This is a genomic window from Prescottella soli (assembly GCF_040024445.1).
GTDB classification, from domain to species: Bacteria; Actinomycetota; Actinomycetes; order Mycobacteriales; family Mycobacteriaceae; genus Prescottella; species Prescottella soli.
Map to the genome: position 1 here is coordinate 2,743,374 of NZ_CP157276.1, position 15,961 is coordinate 2,759,334.

Genomic DNA, 15,961 nt, shown 5'->3' on the forward strand with positions numbered 1-15,961 from the left:
AAGATCGCGGCGGGTCGGTGTCCGTGTCGCTCTGACCTGGAATAAGTTACGCGAGCCGGCGGAAGATTGCCAAATCGCCAGGTCAGAACCGGTGAGTTGCAGAATTCCCCTGCGATTCGGCGGTCCTGCAGCCAGTTCAGGGCATCTCGATGGTCTCGGCCCGCGCGATCTCGCCGATGGCGGCGCGGATGTACCGGTCGGCAGTGACATCGGCGGTCGCGAGCAGATCGGCCATCACCAACACCGCACTGCGGAGATAGTCGGCCTGGCCGATCCTCTGGGCGTCGTCGCTCATCTCGGTGAGACCGAGGGAACCGGTCAGGACCGCGGCGAGCGCCGTGACGTCGAGGTCCGGCAGCCAGGTGATCGCGGCGCCGGCGACCCGCGTCAGCGCCCCCTGGATGTCCTCCCCGGAGAAGCCGTCGGGGTGCAGGTCCTCCAGCAGTGCCCGCACGACACCGGCATGGACGATCGTCACCTGCTCGAACGGCAGCGCGACCATGTCGTCGAGCACTTCGGTCAACTGCTCACGCGAACCAACGCGCGCCGCGGTGATGGCGTCGTCGGTTGCCACGGCGATCTGACGGGCCGTCGGCGGCCACTCGCCGGGCCAGGTGTTCCCCCCACGCACGGGAGTCACACCGCCGCGCTCAGGGCGACCGACAGCGGCACGGCCGTCAGGCACAGGACGGCGGCGACCAGGAGCCCGCCCACGAGGCGCTTGTCCCACTGCCCCCGCGCGCCGCTCGCCGCCAGGACGAACAGTACGAATCCGATACAGACGGAGATGATCGTGACGAGGACCGGTGTGGAGACCATGGCTGGATTGTGCCTCAGCCCTGTTGTCCCTGTTCGGCCAGGAGTTGGGCCAGGTGAACGCCCTCACGTCGAGTCAGGTCGGTGATCTGCGTCCGACACGAGTAGCCGTCGGCGAGGACGACACTCCCGGGCCGCGCCCGCGCCACCGCCGGCAGCAGCTGGTGCTCGGCGACGGCGACGGACACCTCGTAGTGCCCCTTCTCCGCCCCGAAGTTCCCCGCGAGCCCGCAGCACCCGCCGAGACGTTCCACCGTGGCGCCGGCCCGACGCAGCAGTGTCGCGTCCGCTCCCCATCCCATCACCGCATGATGGTGACAGTGCGGCTGCGCGACGACCGAGGTGCCCGAGAGATCCGGCGGCTCCCAGCCGTCGCGGTCGGTGAGCAGTTCGGCGAGGGTGCGGGTGGACTCGGCGACGGCGCGCGAGGCGTCGGTACCGAGCAGTTCGAGGCTGTCGGCGCGCAGCACTGCCGTGCACGACGGCTCCATCCCGACGATCGGCACACCTTCGTCGGCCAGCGCCGTCACAGTGCGGCCGAGGATGCGGCGGGCGGCGTCGAGCTGACCGGTGGTGATCCACGTCAGGCCACAGCACTGGCGCCTCTGGGTGAGGCGCGGCCGGAAGCCCGCATCCTCGAGCACCCGGACCGTCGCGATCCCGACCTCGGGCGTGAAGTGGTCGGTGAAGGTGTCGACGAACAGCACGACAGGGTCGCCGGTGGTGCGGCGCTCGGTGGCGGTCGCGGCGAACCAGCGCCGGAACGACGTGGGCGCGAACTGCGGGACGTTCCGTCGACGATCGGCACCGCCCAGCGTCAACGCGACCGGTGCCACACCGGGCAGCCGAGTTACGGCGTTGACCAGTTTCGGCGCCCGTCCCGCGATCGCCGCCCACCGCGGGAGCCACCCCAATGAATAGTGCGAGACCGGACGCAGCCGCTTCCGATAGCTCTGGTGCAGGACCTCCGACTTGTAGGACGCCATGTCGACGCCGGTGGGACAGTCCGACGCGCAGCCCTTGCACGACAGACACAGCTCGAGGGCGTCGTGCACCTCCAGCGAGCGCCACCCCTCCCCCACCAGGCTGCCGTTGACCATCTCCTGCAGGACGCGGGCGCGTCCGCGGGTCGAGTCCTTCTCCTCCCGCGTCGCCATATAGGACGGACACATGACGCCGCCGGTGCCGGTGGTGTCGGCGCGGCACTTCCCGACACCCGTGCAGCGGTGCACGGCCTGGGCGAAGTCGCCGCCGTCGTCGCGGTACGCGAGCGCGAGGTTCCGGCGCAGCGGCGACGTCTGCGGGACGCGCAGGTCCGCGTCGACGGGCCGCGGGTCGACGAGGACGCCGGGATTGAGGACGTTGTCGGGGTCGAAGACGTGCTTGACGGCGCCGAACAGGCGCAACGCGTCCGGCGAGTACATGAGCGGCAGCAGTTCGCTGCGGGCGCGACCGTCGCCGTGCTCACCGGACAGAGACCCGTCGTAGCGTGCGACCAGTTCGGCGGCAGACGTGAGGAAACGACGGAAGACGGCGGTGCCGTCGGGCCGGTCCATCGGCAGGTCCAGCCGGATGTGCAGGCACCCGTCGGCGAAGTGCCCGTACGGCAGGCCGGTGATGCCGAAGTCGGTGAGCAGGGCGTCGAAGTCGCGCAGGTAGGAGCCCATCCGATCCGGCGGGACCGCGGCGTCCTCCCAACCCGCGTAGGCGGGCTTGCCGGCGGGGCTGCGCCCGGCCAGGCCGGCACCGTCCTCCCGGATCCGCCACAGGGCCGCGGCCCGCGCGGGATCCTCGACGACGAGGGCGTCGATCGCACCGCACCCCTTCGCCAGTGCCTGTGCCCGGCCCAGCACCTCGTCACGCGCGTCCCCCGCGATCTCGACGAACAGCCACGCCGCACCCCGCGGCAGCGGGGGCACCGCCTGCGACCCGCGGCGGTCGCGGACCACGTCGACCAGGCGCGAATCGATGCCCTCGCACGCGGTGGGACGGAAACCCAGCACGGCCTTGGAGTCGTCGCCGGCGGACGCGATGTCGTCGTAGCCCAGCGCGACCAGCACCCGGTGTGCCGGATCCAGCACCAGACGCACGGTCGCCTGCGTGACTATGCCGAGCGTGCCCTCGCTGCCGACGAGGAACCTCCGGACGTCGAAGCCGTTCTCCGGCAGCAGGTGTTCGAGCGCGTACCCCGACGCCTGGCGTCCGAAGCGGCCGAATTCCGTTCGGATGGTGGCCAATCCGGTACTGGTGACGTCGCGCAGGGCCGCGAGGATCGGGGCATCGGTCGCGGCGGGCAGCGACAGCTCCTCCCCGGCGCCGGAGAGGAACTCGAGACCGACGACGTTGTCCGACGTGCGGCCGTAGCCGAGAGTCCTTGCGCCACATGCATTGTTTCCGAGCATCCCGCCGATGGTGCAGCGGTTGTGGGTCGACGGGTCGGGACCGAACCGCAGCCAGTGCGGCGCCGCCGCACGCTGCAGGGTCGCCTGCACGACACCCGGTTCGACGACCGCCGTGCGCGCCTGCGGATCGACGTCGAGCACCCGGCCGAGATAGCGGCTGAAGTCGAGGACCACCCCCGGGCCGACCGCGTTGCCCGCGACCGACGTCCCGGCGCCGCGCGCCGTGATCGGAACCCCCTCGGCGCGGCAGACGTCGAGCACCGTGGCGACCTCGTAGACCGCACGCGGAAACACCACCGTCGTGGGCGGCACCCGGTACAGCGACGCGTCCGACGAGTACATCGCCCGCGTGGTGCCGTCGTCCCGGACGTCCCGCACCCCCGCGCGGCGCAGCGCGTCGGAGATCGGCGTCCAGTCCGGCATACGAGCAGCCTAGTGCCGGGCCGTGAGCACCACCGGGCCGTCGTCGGTGATCGCGACGGTGTGCTCGCTGTGCGCGGCGCGGGCGCCGGTCACCGTCCGCAGGGTCCAGCCGTCGGCGTCGTGGCGGTAGTCGTCGGAGCCGTCGGCGATAAGCATCGGTTCGATCGCGAGGACCAGGCCGGCGCGCAGTCGCATCCCCTTGCCGGCACGCGCCTCGTTGGGCACGTCCGGGCTCTCGTGCATGACACGGCCGATGCCGTGTCCGCCGTGGTCGGCGAGCAGCCCGAAGCCACGGCTCCGGGCGAACGTGCCGATCGCGGCACCGATGTCGCCGAGACGGTTCCCGACCCGGGCGGCCTCGATACCGAGGCGGAGGGCCTCTTCGGTGGCCGCGACGAGCGCCTCGTCGGCGGGATCCGCGGCGCCGACGACGAAACTGATCGCCGAGTCGCCACACCAGCCGTTCAGCCTCGCACCGCCGTCGATGCTCACCAGGTCACCGTCGCGCAGCCGATAGTCCGACGGAATGCCATGCACGACAGCATCGTTCACGGACGCGCAGATGACACCCGGGAACGGGGTCGGGGCCCAGCTCGGTCGGTAGTTGAGAAAAAGCGGCTCCGCACCGGCGTCGGAGATGACGCGGGCGGCGATGACGTCGAGCTCGCGCAGGCTCACCCCCACCTGCGCGTGGTCACGTGCGGCCGCGAGTGCGTCCGCGACCACGCGGCCTGCCGTCCGCATCCCCTGGATCTCCGATTCGGTCTTGAGTTCGACCACTGCACACCTCCGGTTCGAATAACTATACCGGTATTACTATAGGCAGCATGGTGCGCGTGCCGTTGACGGCGGAGGAACTCGAACGTGGGCAGCGGCTCGGCGAGCTGCTGCGATCCGCGCGGGGCGAGACGAGCATGGTGCAGGTCGCCCTCGACGCGGGGATCTCCGTGGAGACCTTGCGCAAGATCGAGACCGGCCGCATCGCGACGCCGGCGTTCTTCACGATCACCGCCGTCGCGCGCGTCCTCGACATCTCCCTCGACGAGATCGCCGCGGCGCTCCAGACCGATACGGTCAGTCCGGATCGGTCACCTCGGCGCGCATCCTGACGGGATTCACGGTGTGACCGCGGCCGTCAGAGTTCCGTGAGCACCGTGGCGGACACCGTCGACAGCGGCGGGCCCGGGTCCAGCACACGCAGGTCCTCGTCCTCGGATACCTCACCCCAGAAATCGTCCGCTTCGACGTCGAGGCCGAGCACGATCCACGGTCCGCCGGAGCGCAGGAACGCAGGAACGCGTACGAGACCATCGCGCGCTCCGGCGCCGGCGTCTCGAACAGCCGATCGCCGACCGGGTACCCCTGCTGCTCACCGATCAGCGTCAGCGTGGACGGATCGACCCCCGACCCGACCAGCATGGATTCGATCGCTTGCTCCAGTAACCGCGCGGCGGCGCTCTCGTCGTCTGTCGACCACCCCCGATAGTCGGGGTGCCGCACGCAGCAGAGGACATGCGAGGCCTCCGCCCCGGACGGGCTCCGATACAGCCGCAGAACAGGAAATCCACCGCTCATGTCTCAATCCCGGTCCGGCGCCTCGGCACGCATCTTGATCCGCTCCAGGCGGCGATCCCACCCGGCGGCGATCCGCTCGAGCGCTGTGGCCGCCTCGTTCAACCGAGCCCCGACCGCGACGAATCGGACCTCGCGACCGTCGCGCTCGGACTCGACGAGCCCCACGTCCTGCAGCACCGCGAGGTGCTTGGCGATCGCCTGCCGCGACACCGGAAGCTCGCGGGCGAGCGCCGACGCCGACGCCGGAGACCGGCCGAGCCGGAGCAGGATGCTCCAGCGGGTGTCGTCGGCGAGGGCCGCGAACACCACGGGCGGATCGAGGGATTCACCCGACCGCATCGACCGCCTCCTCCACGTGACTCTTCGCGAGCGCCATCTCGATCCGCCAGCCCCCGACGTGGTCGTCGTACCGGCTGCGCCGCTCCGCCGCACCCTCGGGCAGCGACGCGAATCCGCTTTCGGTGACCCGCAATACGACACTCGTGGGTGAGATCTCCTCGATCCGGAACTCCACCAGTGTCGACGCCCCGTCCGGCGCCTCGACGTCGGTGAACCACCGGAAGGCCGCGTAGCGGGGTTCGTCCAGCTCCACGGTCGCGAACGCGAACGCGCCGTGGTCGGGGTCGTGAACGACGTCGAAGTCGCCGCGGCGCTCGATGCGGTGCGTCACGATCCGCTCGTCGTTGATGTACCAACCCGGCTCGCTCACGAGCTTCCACACTCGCGCCGCGGGGGCGTCGATCGCGATCTCCCGCTCGATTCGATCCAAGACATCCATCGGTCCATCCCTTCGTACGTCGAGAATTATCTGCAACCCCAGAATTGCAGGATGCCGCCGGCGATGCAACCCTCAAGTTGCACATCGGCGCGTCCGGCTCGGCTCCACCCGGTCGCCTTGTCCCCTATGCCCACCCCAGGTTTCGGGACGGCAACTTCTCACAGCTAGCCCCCAGCTAGCTGCGGTATTCTCGCCTCCGGCCAACCGACGGCTGCGCGGCGCCACGCCCCACCCGTCCAGCGACGGAAGGGGGACGCGTGAGCGAGACCCTGCATCTGGTCGACGGGGACACCGCGGCCGCAACCACCACCACCACGACCGCGACGCCGACGCCGGCGCGCCGGATCCGGATCACCCCCGCCGACGCCGTCGCCACGGCGTCGTTCGTCGCGCTCGCACTGTTCGTGCTGGGCCGGCAGTGGCGGCACCTGGGCGACGGGTATCTCGTCACCAGCGGCCAGGACCAGACGATGTGGGAGTGGTTCTTCGCGGTCACCGCCCACTCGCTCGCCAACTTCGAGAATCCGCTGTCGAGCACGCTGCAGAACTACCCGCTGGGCGTGAACTTCATGGCCAACACCGCGATGTTCGGCGTGAGCGTCCCGCTCGCGCCGATCACGCTGCTGTTCGGCCCCACCGTCACCTTCACGCTCGCACTCACGCTCGGCCTGTCCGGCACCGCGACCGCGTGGTACTGGGTGCTGTCCCGGCACGTCGTGACGTCGAGGCTCGCGGCCGCCGTGGGCGGCTTGTTCTGCGGCTTCGCGCCGGCGATGATCTCGCACACCAACGGCCACCCCAACTTCGTGGCGCTGTTCCTGCTGCCGTTCATCGCGCTGCTGGTGATCCGCCTCGGCAGCGGCGAACGTCCCGTCCGCAACGGCGTGATGCTCGGCCTGGCCGTCGCCTACCAGATCTTCCTCGGCGAAGAGCCACTGCTGATCTACTCGATCGCGTTCGCGATATTCGGAATCACCTACGGCGCAGCACGACCCGGCGACGCGATCGCCGCCGCCCGACGCGGACTCAAGGGACTGTGCGTGGCCGGCGTCGTCACGCTCGCGATCGTCGCCGTCCCGCTGTGGTGGCAGTTCCTGGGACCGCAGAGCTACCACTCGATCGAGCACGGCCCGGTCGGCAACGACGCGAACGCCTTCACCCGCTTCCCCTCCCAGTCCCTCGCGGGCGACCCGGGATCCGCGGTGGGCCTGTCGATGAATGCCACCGAGGAGAACGCCTTCTTCGGCTGGCCGCTGCTGCTGCTGGTCGCGATGACCGCGGTGTGGCTGTGGCGGGTGCGACTGGCCCGTGCCGCCGCCGCGACATTTGTCGTGCTCGCTGTGTTGTCCATGGGCGTCGAACTGACCGTCGCGCACAACGACACCGGCATCACCCTGCCGTGGTCGTGGTTCGCGAAGCTGCCGCTGCTCGAGTCCGTGCTCGAGTCCCGCTTCGCGATGGGCTGCATCCCGGCCATCGCGATCCTGCTGGCCCTCGGCACCGACCGGGCGATCGCGGCCGGCCGCAACGGCCAGCGGTCGACGACGCTGCTGTGGCTGGGCTGGCTGGCGGTGTCGCTGCTGCCGCTGGCCCCCGCACCCGCCCCCATCGCGCACCGCGCACCGGTGCCCGCGTTCTTCGCCGACGGAACGTGGCGCTCGTATGTGTCCGACGGATCCGTCGTCACGGTCCCGCTGCCGCGCCCCGAAGACGCGAAGGCCCTGCAGTGGCAGGTGCAGCAGAACTTCGGCTACCCGATCGCGGGCGGCTACTTCGTCGGCCCCGCCGGGCCCGAGGACAAGGGCAAGTACGGCCCCGACGACCGGCCGACCGCGATGCTGCTCGGCAAGACGCAGAACACCGGCGTGACACCGACGATCGACGACGCCACCCGCGCGACCGCGCTCGACGACCTGAGGTTCTGGAACGCCGACGTCGTCGTGCTGCCACCCGGGAAGAACGATCAGGTGCTCCGCGCCACCGTCGACCAACTTCTCGGCTTCCCCGGCCGACGCGTCGACGGCGTCTGGGTGTGGGACGTGCGGAATCTGACCTGATCGAGCCCCTCACCTAGAGTCGATGAACGTGCCCGACGTCCTCACCGCCCCAGCCCCGGCCGCCGAACGCGCCTCCGCGAAGGACGTGCGGGTCGCCCGCCTCGTCGCCATCGTCAGCGGACTGCTCGGCGCGATCCTCGCGATCGCGACACCGTTCCTGCCGGTGAAGCAGGACGCGTCGTCGGTGAGCTGGCCCCAGAACGGCAGCCTCACCAGCGTCGAGGCACCGCTCGTGTCGTACACCCCGCAGCAGCTGCACGTGACGATCCCGTGCACCGCCGTCGGGCAGCTCGCCGACAAGGGCGGCGCGCTGGTCGCGACCGCTCCCCCGCAGGCCGGGCGCACCGAGGCCGACGGCCTGGTGATCAAGGTCGACGCCGCTTCGGACACCGAACCCGCGCGGCTGCGGGCGGTCCTGCGCGACACCTCGCTGCTGTCGCTGCCGGTGAGCGACCTGGAGGGCTGCTCCGAGATCGTCGTGACGTCGGACGCGCAGGGCACCACCGCCGCCGTCGCCGGGCTGCCCGACCAGCACGCCACCACCATCAGCGGGGACGTCCGGCCGCAGATGGTCGGCATCTTCTCCGACCTGCAGGGCACCCCGCCGCCGGGCCTGGACGTGCACGCCGACCTCGACTCCCGGTTCTCGTCCACGCCGACCCTGATCAAGCTGGTCGCGATGATCGTCGCCGTCCTGGCCACGATCGTGTCACTGGTCGCACTGCACCGCCTCGACAACGTCGACGGCCGCCGGGGCCGCCGCTTCCTGCCGGCCCGCTGGTGGAAGTTCACCGGCATCGACGCCGTCGTCATCGGCGGACTGCTGCTGTGGCACGTCATCGGCGCCAACACGTCCGACGACGGCTACCTGCTCAACATGGCCCGCGCATCCGAGCACGCCGGCTACATGGCCAACTACTTCCGCTGGTTCGGCGTCCCCGAGGCCCCGTTCGGCTGGTACTACGACGTGCTGGTGCTGTTCGCGAAGGTGAGCACCGCCAGCATGTGGATGCGCCTGCCCGCGCTGATCGCCGGCGTCCTCTGCTGGATGATCATCAGCCGCGAGGTCATCCCGCGGCTGGGCACGGCGGTGCGCCGCAGCAGCGTCGCGATGTGGACCGGCGGACTGGTCTTCCTCGCGTTCTGGCTGCCCTACAACAACGGCCTGCGCCCCGAACCGATCATCGCCCTGGGCGCGCTGCTGACGTGGTGCTCGATCGAACGGGCCATCGCCACCGGTCGCGTGCTGCCGGCCGCGGTCGCCGTGCTGATCGCCGCGTTCTCCCTGGCCGCCGGCCCGTCCGGGATGATCGCCATCGCCGCACTCATCGCCGGGGCCCGGTCGATCGTGCAGATCGTCGTGCGCCGCAGCCGGAAGGTCGGCGTCGTCGGGCAGATCGCGCCGATCCTCGCGTCCGGCACCGTGGTGCTCGTCGCGGTGTTCGCCGACCAGACCCTCGCCTCGGTCCTCGAGGCCACCCGTGTCCGCACCGCCGTCGGCCCCAACGTCCCGTGGTTCGACGAGCGCGTGCGCTGGGACGCGCTGCTCAATATCTCCCCCGACGGCTCGCTGGCCCGCCGCTTCGGCGTCTTCGTCATGCTGCTGTGCCTGGTGGTGTGCGTGATGATGATGCTGCGCCGCGGGGGCCGCATCCCCGGCACCTCACTCGGGCCGTCCCGCCGCATCCTCGGCATCATCTTCGCGTCGCTGCTGCTGATGAGCTTCACGCCGACCAAGTGGACCCACCACTTCGGCGTGTACGCGGGTCTCGCCGGTTCCGTGGCCGCGCTCGCCGCCGTCGCGGTGGCCGGTGCCAGCCTGCGGTCCAAGCGCAACCGGACCCTGTTCGCGGCCGGAGTGCTGTTCATCCTGGCGCTGTCGTTCACCGGGTCCAACGGCTGGTGGTACGTCTCGAGCTACGGCGTCCCGTGGTGGGACAAGCCGCCGTCCATCGCGGGCAAGGGCTTCTCCACCGCGCTGCTCGGGCTGACCGTGCTCGCGCTGCTGCTGGCCGCCTGGTACCACCTCCGCGAGCCGTACGAGAAGGCCCGCAGTGACGGCAACGGCAACGGCGGTCGACTCGCCCGCATCCGACGCTGGTCGCCCGCGCCGCTCACACTCGCGGCCGCCGCCGTCGTGCTGTTCGAGGTGCTCTCGCTGCTCAAGGGCGCCGTCGCGCAGTACCCGGCGTACTCGATCGCGCAGTCGAACCTGCGCTCGATGACCGGCAGCACGTGCGCGCTCGCGGACTTCGTCCTCGTCGAGAACGACCCGAACGCGGCGACGCTGAAGCTGCTGAACCCGCCCGGCGACCAGGCCGGGGCCGGAGCCTTCGGCGCGACCACGGCCACCGGGTTCACGGCGAACGGCGTGGCCGGCGACCTCACCGCCGACAAGGAGAACGTCGCGACCGGCGGCGCCAACAGCGTCGACCGCGGCACCGACTCCAACTCCAAGACGGAGCCGACCGGCACCGGTGCCGGTACCGGCGGCGGCACCGCCACCACCGTCGGCGTCAACGGCAGCACCGTCAGCCTGCCGTTCGGGCTCGATCCGGCGACCACGCCGGTGCTGGGCAGCCACCAGTCCGGCGACCAGCAGGCCGCCGACCTCGTCACCGGCTGGTACGGGCTGCCCGAACGCAGCGACGACGCCCCCATCCTGACGATCGCCGCGGCCGGACGCATCCACTCCGTCGACGCCGACGGCCTGGTCACCGAGGGCGGACTGCTCGAGGTCGAGTACGGCACCCGCACCGCCGACGGCAACGTCGACGTGCGCGGCCGGGTCGCGCCGATCGACATCGGACCGGCCCCGTCGTGGCGGAACCTGCGGGTGCCGCTCGATCAGCTGCCCGCCGACGCGAACGCCGTCCGGCTGGTGGCGTCCGACACCGCACTCGCGCCCGACCAGTGGCTCGCCGTCACCCCGCCCCGCGTGCCACACATGCAGACGCTGCAGACCGTCGTCGGCAGCGACGCACCGGTGCTGCTGGACTGGTCGGTGGGCCTGGCGTTCCCGTGCCAGCGGCCCTTCGACCACCGCGACGGCGTCGCCGAGGTACCCGAATACCGGATCCTTCCCGACCGCGTCGGCGCCCAGGCCACCAACGCGTGGCAGGACGCCATCGGCGGCGGACCGCTCGGCTGGACCCCGCTGCTGCGCAGCGCCCAGACCGTCCCGACGTACCTGGCCGACGACTGGCGCCGGGACTGGGGTTCGCTGGAGCGGTTCACGCCGATCGACCCGTCGGCGCAGCCGGCAAACGTGGACGTCGAGCAGACCACCAGATCGGGTCTGTGGTCGCCCGGTCCGATCCGGGAGACCCCGCCCGCCTGACCAGCCTGTGAACCAGCTGAGAGCCGTCGACCTCGTTTAGGTAACGGAAGCATCTCGCCTACGATCGACAACCGTGCCAGACGTTGTAACAGCCCCCGCGCCCGGTCCCGAAGCCAGCGCTCCGCCCCCGGCTTCGACAGCCCGCGACACGGACGTCCGTAAGGCGCGGCTGATCGCCGTCGTGACCGGTCTGATCGGTGTGCTGCTGGCGTTGGCGACGCCGTTCCTGCCGGTCGAGCAGACCGCGGCGACCGTGTCGTGGCCCGAGAACGGTGTCGCCGCCAACGTCGAGGCCCCGCTGGTCTCGCAGGTGCCGGTGTCGCTGTCGGCGACCATCCCCTGCCGGGCCGTCGCCGAACTGCCGGACGCGGGTGGCATCCTGCTCGCCACCGCGCCACCGCAGGGTGAGAAGGCCGCGGTCAACGCGATGTTCGTGCGCGTCTCCTCCGAGACCGTCGACGTCCTCGACCGCAACGTCATCGTCGCGTCGGCGCCGCGCGCCGACGTCGAGTCCGGGCAGTGCACCGAGATCCGGATCGCCTCCGACGTCACCGGAACCACCGCGGAGTTCGTCGGCCTCACCGACGATGGCAAGCCCGTCACCGGCGAACTGCTCCACGACTACCGCCCGCAGGTCGTCGGCATCTTCACCGACCTCGACGGCAAGTCCGTCCCCGGCCTCAGCTTCACCATGGACGTCGACTCGCGGTTCTCGTCGAGCCCGACGGTGATCAAGCTCGTCGCGATGCTCGGCGCCGTGCTGGCGACGATCGTGTCGCTGGTGGCCCTGCACCGCCTCGACGGTGTCGACGGCCGCCGCTCCCGCCGCTTCCTGCCCGCCCGCTGGTGGAAGATCACCGGCGTCGACGCCGTCGTCGTCGGCACCCTCGTCGGCTGGCACTTCTTCGGTGCCAACACCGCCGACGACGGCTACCTGCTCACCATGGCCCGCGCATCCGAGCACTCGGGCTACATGGCCAACTACTTCCGCTGGTTCGGCGTCCCCGAGGCCCCGTTCGGCTGGTACTACGACGTCCTCGCCGCGTTCGCGAAGGTCTCCACCGCCAGCCCGTGGATGCGCCTGCCCGCGCTGATCGCCGCGATCCTGTGCTGGATGGTGATCAGCCGCGAGGTGATCCCGCGCCTCGGTCGCGCCGTGCGCAACAACTCGGTCGCACTGTGGACCGGCGGCCTGGTGTTCCTCGCGTTCTGGCTGCCCTACAACAACGGCCTGCGCCCCGAACCGATCGTCGCCGTCGGCGCGCTGCTGACGTGGTGCTCGATCGAACGCGCCATCGCCACCGGACGTCTACTCCCCGCCGCGATCGCCGCGCTGATCGGGGCATTCACGCTCGCCGCCGCCCCGACCGGCCTCATGTGCATCGCCGCGCTGCTCGCCGGACTGCGCCCGCTCACCCGCCTGATCGTCCGACGCCGCCACCGGATCGGCACGCTGTCGCAGCTGCTGCCGCTCACCGCGGCCGGAACCCTGGTCCTCGTCGTCGTGTTCGCCGACCAGACGTTCGCCGCCGTCATGGAGGCCACCCGCGTCCGCACCATCATCGGACCGAACGTCGAGTGGTACCAGGACTTCCAGCGCTACTACTGGCTGCTCCTGCCTACCACCGACGGCTCCCTGGCCCGCCGGTTCGCGTTCCTGATCATGCTGCTGTGCCTGTTCACGGTGCTGTTCGTGTTCCTGCGCCGCAAGCGGATCCCCGGCGTCGCAGCCGGGCCGTCGTGGCGACTCATGGGCATCGTGTTCGGAACGATCTTCCTCATGATGTTCAACCCCACGAAGTGGACCCACCACTTCGGGGCGTACGCCGGCATCGCCGGATCGCTGGCCGCGCTGGCCGCCGTCGTCGTGTCCGCCAGCGCGCTGCGCTCGCGCCGCAACCGCACGATGTTCCTGGCCGGGCTGCTGTTGGTGCTCGCGCTGACGTTCTCCGGTATCAACGGCTACTGGTACGTGTCCAGCTACGGCGTGCCGTGGTTCGACAAGACCGTCTCCCTCGGCGGCCGCCAATCGAGCACCCTGTTCCTGGCGCTGTTCGGGCTGTCGCTCGCCCTCGTGGCGTGGCAGTACCTGCGTGAGGGCTACGCGCCGCCGCCCGAGCAGGCCAGCAGCGCCAAGGGCCGACGGATCCGCAAGTTCGCGGCCGCGCCGCTTACCCTCGTCGCCGGCCTCATGGTGCTTTTCGAGGTGCTGTCGCTACTCAAGGGCGCGGTGTCGCAGTACCCCGCGTACTCGCTGGCACGCTCCAACATCGAGGCGCTCACCGGCAAGACGTGCGGTCTCGCCGAGGACGTCCTCGTCGAACAGGATCCCAACGCCGGCGCACTCAGCCCGGTCCTCGATCCGAAGAACCCGCTCGCCGACCCGAACGATCCCCTCGCCGGCAGCAAACCTGTCGGCTTCACCCCCAACGGCGTGCCCGGCGACCTCACCGCCGACTACGTCGAGGTCAAGGCCGGCATGGGCAACACCGACAGCCAGAGCATCGGGCCGACGTTCGAGACCGGCAGCGGGTCCGGCACCACCGGCGGCGTCGGCGCCCGCGGCATCAACGGCAGCACCGTCAAACTGCCGTTCGGACTGGACCCCGCCCACACCCCGATCCTCGGCAGCTACCAGGACGGCGTCCAGCAGCAGGCGTCCGTCGTCTCCAGCTGGTACCGGCTGCCCGAACGCAGCGACGACTCCCCGCTCGTCGTGATCTCCGCCGCCGGCCGCATCTGGTCCGTCGACCAGATCAGCGGACAGACCAACTACGGCCAGCCACTCAACCTCGAGTACGGCAAGCTCCAGCCCGACGGCAGCGTCGACATCCAGGGCACCTACGTGCCCCGCGACATCGGCCCCGCGCCGTCGTGGCGGAACCTGCGGATCCCACTCGACGAACTGCCCGCCGACACCGACGTCGTGCGGATCAACGCCGCCGACCCCAACCTCACCGGCGACCAGTGGTTCGCGTTCACGCCGCCGCGCGTACCCAAGCTCGAATCGCTCAGCAGTGTCGTTGGCAACGAGCAGCCCGTCCTGCTCGACTGGGCCGTCGGCCTGCAGTTCCCGTGCCAGCGTCCCTTCGACCACCTCAACGGGATCGCCGAAATGCCGAACTACCGGATCCTTCCGGACCGGCCGCTCGCCGTCAGCTCCACCGACACCTGGCAGTCCCTCGAGAACGGCGGACCCCTCGGCTGGACCGAAATGCTCGCCGGCGCCACCACCGTCCCGACGTACCTGAAGAACGACTGGGCGCGCGACTGGGGCTCCCTCGAGCGGTACGACCGGTACTACCCCGACGCCCAGCCCGCCGACGTCAGCACCGAGCAGATCAACCGGTCCGGCTTCTGGTCGCCGGGGACCATGCGGGTGTACGAGCCGTAGCTGTCGCTGTTTGAGAGCTGAAGGGTCCTTTTATGCGCTGTCAGCGTGTGAGGGGACCCTTCAGCTTCTCCGTCGGAGCGCTTCTCCACAGCGACTGCGGCTATCCACAGGCCGGGACTTCGACGGCGTTCAGCGGTCCTGGAGGTCGGGCCCCGGCGCCATGCTGTGGGCGTGGGAGTACGAAACTGGAATGCGGACGCCGTGAACGAGCTCCGCCGCTTTACGATCAACGGGATCGTGCGGGTGCGCGACCTGCTCGCGGCGGGAATGTCGGGCTCGGCCATCAGCTTCCGCTGCCGACCGGAGGGACCGTGGCAACGGATTCTTCCCGGCCTCGTCCTCATGCACAACGGCGTGCCGAGCCAGCGCGAACGGCGCACGGCCGCCCTCCTCTACTGCGGGCCCGACTCGATGCTCACCGGTCGCGCCGCTCTCGCCGAGCACGGATACCGATCGTCCGAATCGTTCTCCGACGTGCACGTCTTGATCGCACACGCCAAGCGGACGCAATCGACCGGGTTTCTGGTGGTGGAGCGGACAATCCGACTGCCGGCGCCGGTGACCCGGAGCGGGCTCGCGTGCAGTCCACTGCCACGAGCACTGCTCGACGCGGCACGGCGCTGCACCACCACGCGCTCGGCGCGGGCACTTATTGCCGAGGCAGTTCAGTGTGGCGATGTCACGGCCGCTGCGTTGGCACGCGAACTGGATGCCGGCAGCAACCGCGGATCCGCCCTTCCTCGCAAGATCCTTCGCGAGGTGAGCGCCGACGTCCATTCCCTTGCAGAAGCCGACGCCCGGGCACTGTGGCTCCGCAGCGGCCTGCCGACCATGGACTTCAACCGTCGAATTGAAAGCACTACAGGTGAATTCATCGCCCAACCGGATGGATGGATCGACGAGGTGGCACTTGCCTGGGAGATCGATTCACTCGACTGGCACCTGTCACCGGACGAGTACGAGGAAACGCTCGCGCGACGGGCCCGCATGCAGAACGCCGGCATCATCGTCCTCGCCGTCATTCCACGTCAGCTCCGGGACGCACCGGATCGAGCACTGGCCGACCTGCGCGCCCACTACGAACTGGCATGCACCCGACCCCGTCCGCCGCTGCGGATGGCATCGCAGGCGACCTCCTCGAACGGCTGAAGGGACCGTTCATGCGCTGCCAGCGCA

General features: G+C 70.3%; 12 protein-coding genes. 5 read left to right on the forward strand and 7 right to left on the reverse strand.

The window, feature by feature from the left end; translation table 11 throughout:
- Positions 1-136: 136 nt before the first annotated feature.
- Genes ABI214_RS12910 through map form a run of 4 tightly spaced genes read right to left on the reverse strand, consistent with a single transcriptional unit; the run spans position 137 to position 4,421 of the window.
- Positions 137-631 (reverse strand): hypothetical protein, encoded by a 495-nt coding sequence (locus tag ABI214_RS12910; RefSeq protein WP_348602942.1) that lies wholly within the window; start codon positions 629-631, stop codon positions 137-139.
- 5 nt (positions 632-636) lie between these two features.
- Complete coding sequence (locus tag ABI214_RS12915) at positions 637-819, reverse strand: hypothetical protein (protein ID WP_348602943.1); 183 nt, start codon at positions 817-819, stop codon at positions 637-639.
- Positions 820-833: 14 nt separating this feature from the next.
- Positions 834-3,641 (reverse strand): FAD-binding and (Fe-S)-binding domain-containing protein, encoded by a 2,808-nt coding sequence (locus ABI214_RS12920; protein ID WP_348602944.1) that lies wholly within the window; start codon positions 3,639-3,641, stop codon positions 834-836.
- A gap of 9 nt (positions 3,642-3,650) precedes the next feature.
- Positions 3,651-4,421 carry a type I methionyl aminopeptidase gene (gene map / locus ABI214_RS12925; RefSeq protein WP_348602945.1) on the reverse strand — a complete coding sequence of 257 codons (771 nt, stop codon included), beginning with the start codon at positions 4,419-4,421 and terminating at the stop codon, positions 3,651-3,653.
- A gap of 47 nt (positions 4,422-4,468) precedes the next feature.
- Between map and ABI214_RS12930 the strand changes: the two genes are divergently transcribed.
- Positions 4,469-4,750 (forward strand): helix-turn-helix domain-containing protein, encoded by a 282-nt coding sequence (locus ABI214_RS12930; protein ID WP_348602946.1) that lies wholly within the window; start codon positions 4,469-4,471, stop codon positions 4,748-4,750.
- A gap of 26 nt (positions 4,751-4,776) precedes the next feature.
- Here ABI214_RS12930 and ABI214_RS12935 read toward each other — a convergent pair whose 3' ends face one another.
- From ABI214_RS12935 to ABI214_RS12945, 3 genes are all read right to left on the reverse strand, one after another.
- Entirely contained in the window at positions 4,777-4,902 is a 126-nt protein-coding gene (locus ABI214_RS12935) for a hypothetical protein (protein WP_348602947.1), read from the reverse strand.
- 317 nt (positions 4,903-5,219) lie between these two features.
- Positions 5,220-5,555, reverse strand: a complete 336-nt coding sequence (locus tag ABI214_RS12940) for an ArsR/SmtB family transcription factor (protein ID WP_348602948.1) — start codon at positions 5,553-5,555, stop codon at positions 5,220-5,222.
- Complete coding sequence (locus tag ABI214_RS12945) at positions 5,542-5,994, reverse strand: SRPBCC domain-containing protein (RefSeq protein WP_348602949.1); 453 nt, start codon at positions 5,992-5,994, stop codon at positions 5,542-5,544. The genes ABI214_RS12940 and ABI214_RS12945 overlap by 14 nt, the downstream gene beginning before the upstream one ends.
- 257 nt (positions 5,995-6,251) lie before the next feature.
- Here ABI214_RS12945 and ABI214_RS12950 point away from each other — a divergent pair, with 257 nt between their 5' ends.
- The 4 genes from ABI214_RS12950 (at position 6,252) to ABI214_RS12965 (ending at position 15,934) form a co-directional block, all read left to right on the forward strand.
- Complete coding sequence (locus tag ABI214_RS12950; RefSeq protein ID WP_348602950.1) at positions 6,252-8,051, forward strand: glycosyl transferase; 1,800 nt, start codon at positions 6,252-6,254, stop codon at positions 8,049-8,051.
- 22 nt (positions 8,052-8,073) lie between these two features.
- Positions 8,074-11,391, forward strand: a complete 3,318-nt coding sequence (locus ABI214_RS12955) for an arabinosyltransferase domain-containing protein (protein WP_348602951.1) — start codon at positions 8,074-8,076, stop codon at positions 11,389-11,391.
- A gap of 73 nt (positions 11,392-11,464) precedes the next feature.
- Positions 11,465-14,785: an arabinosyltransferase domain-containing protein gene (locus ABI214_RS12960; RefSeq protein WP_348602952.1), complete on the forward strand. Its 3,321-nt coding sequence runs from the start codon at positions 11,465-11,467 to the stop codon at positions 14,783-14,785.
- 267 nt (positions 14,786-15,052) lie between these two features.
- Positions 15,053-15,934: a hypothetical protein gene (locus ABI214_RS12965; RefSeq protein ID WP_408587516.1), complete on the forward strand. Its 882-nt coding sequence runs from the start codon at positions 15,053-15,055 to the stop codon at positions 15,932-15,934.
- Positions 15,935-15,961 lie beyond the last annotated feature (27 nt).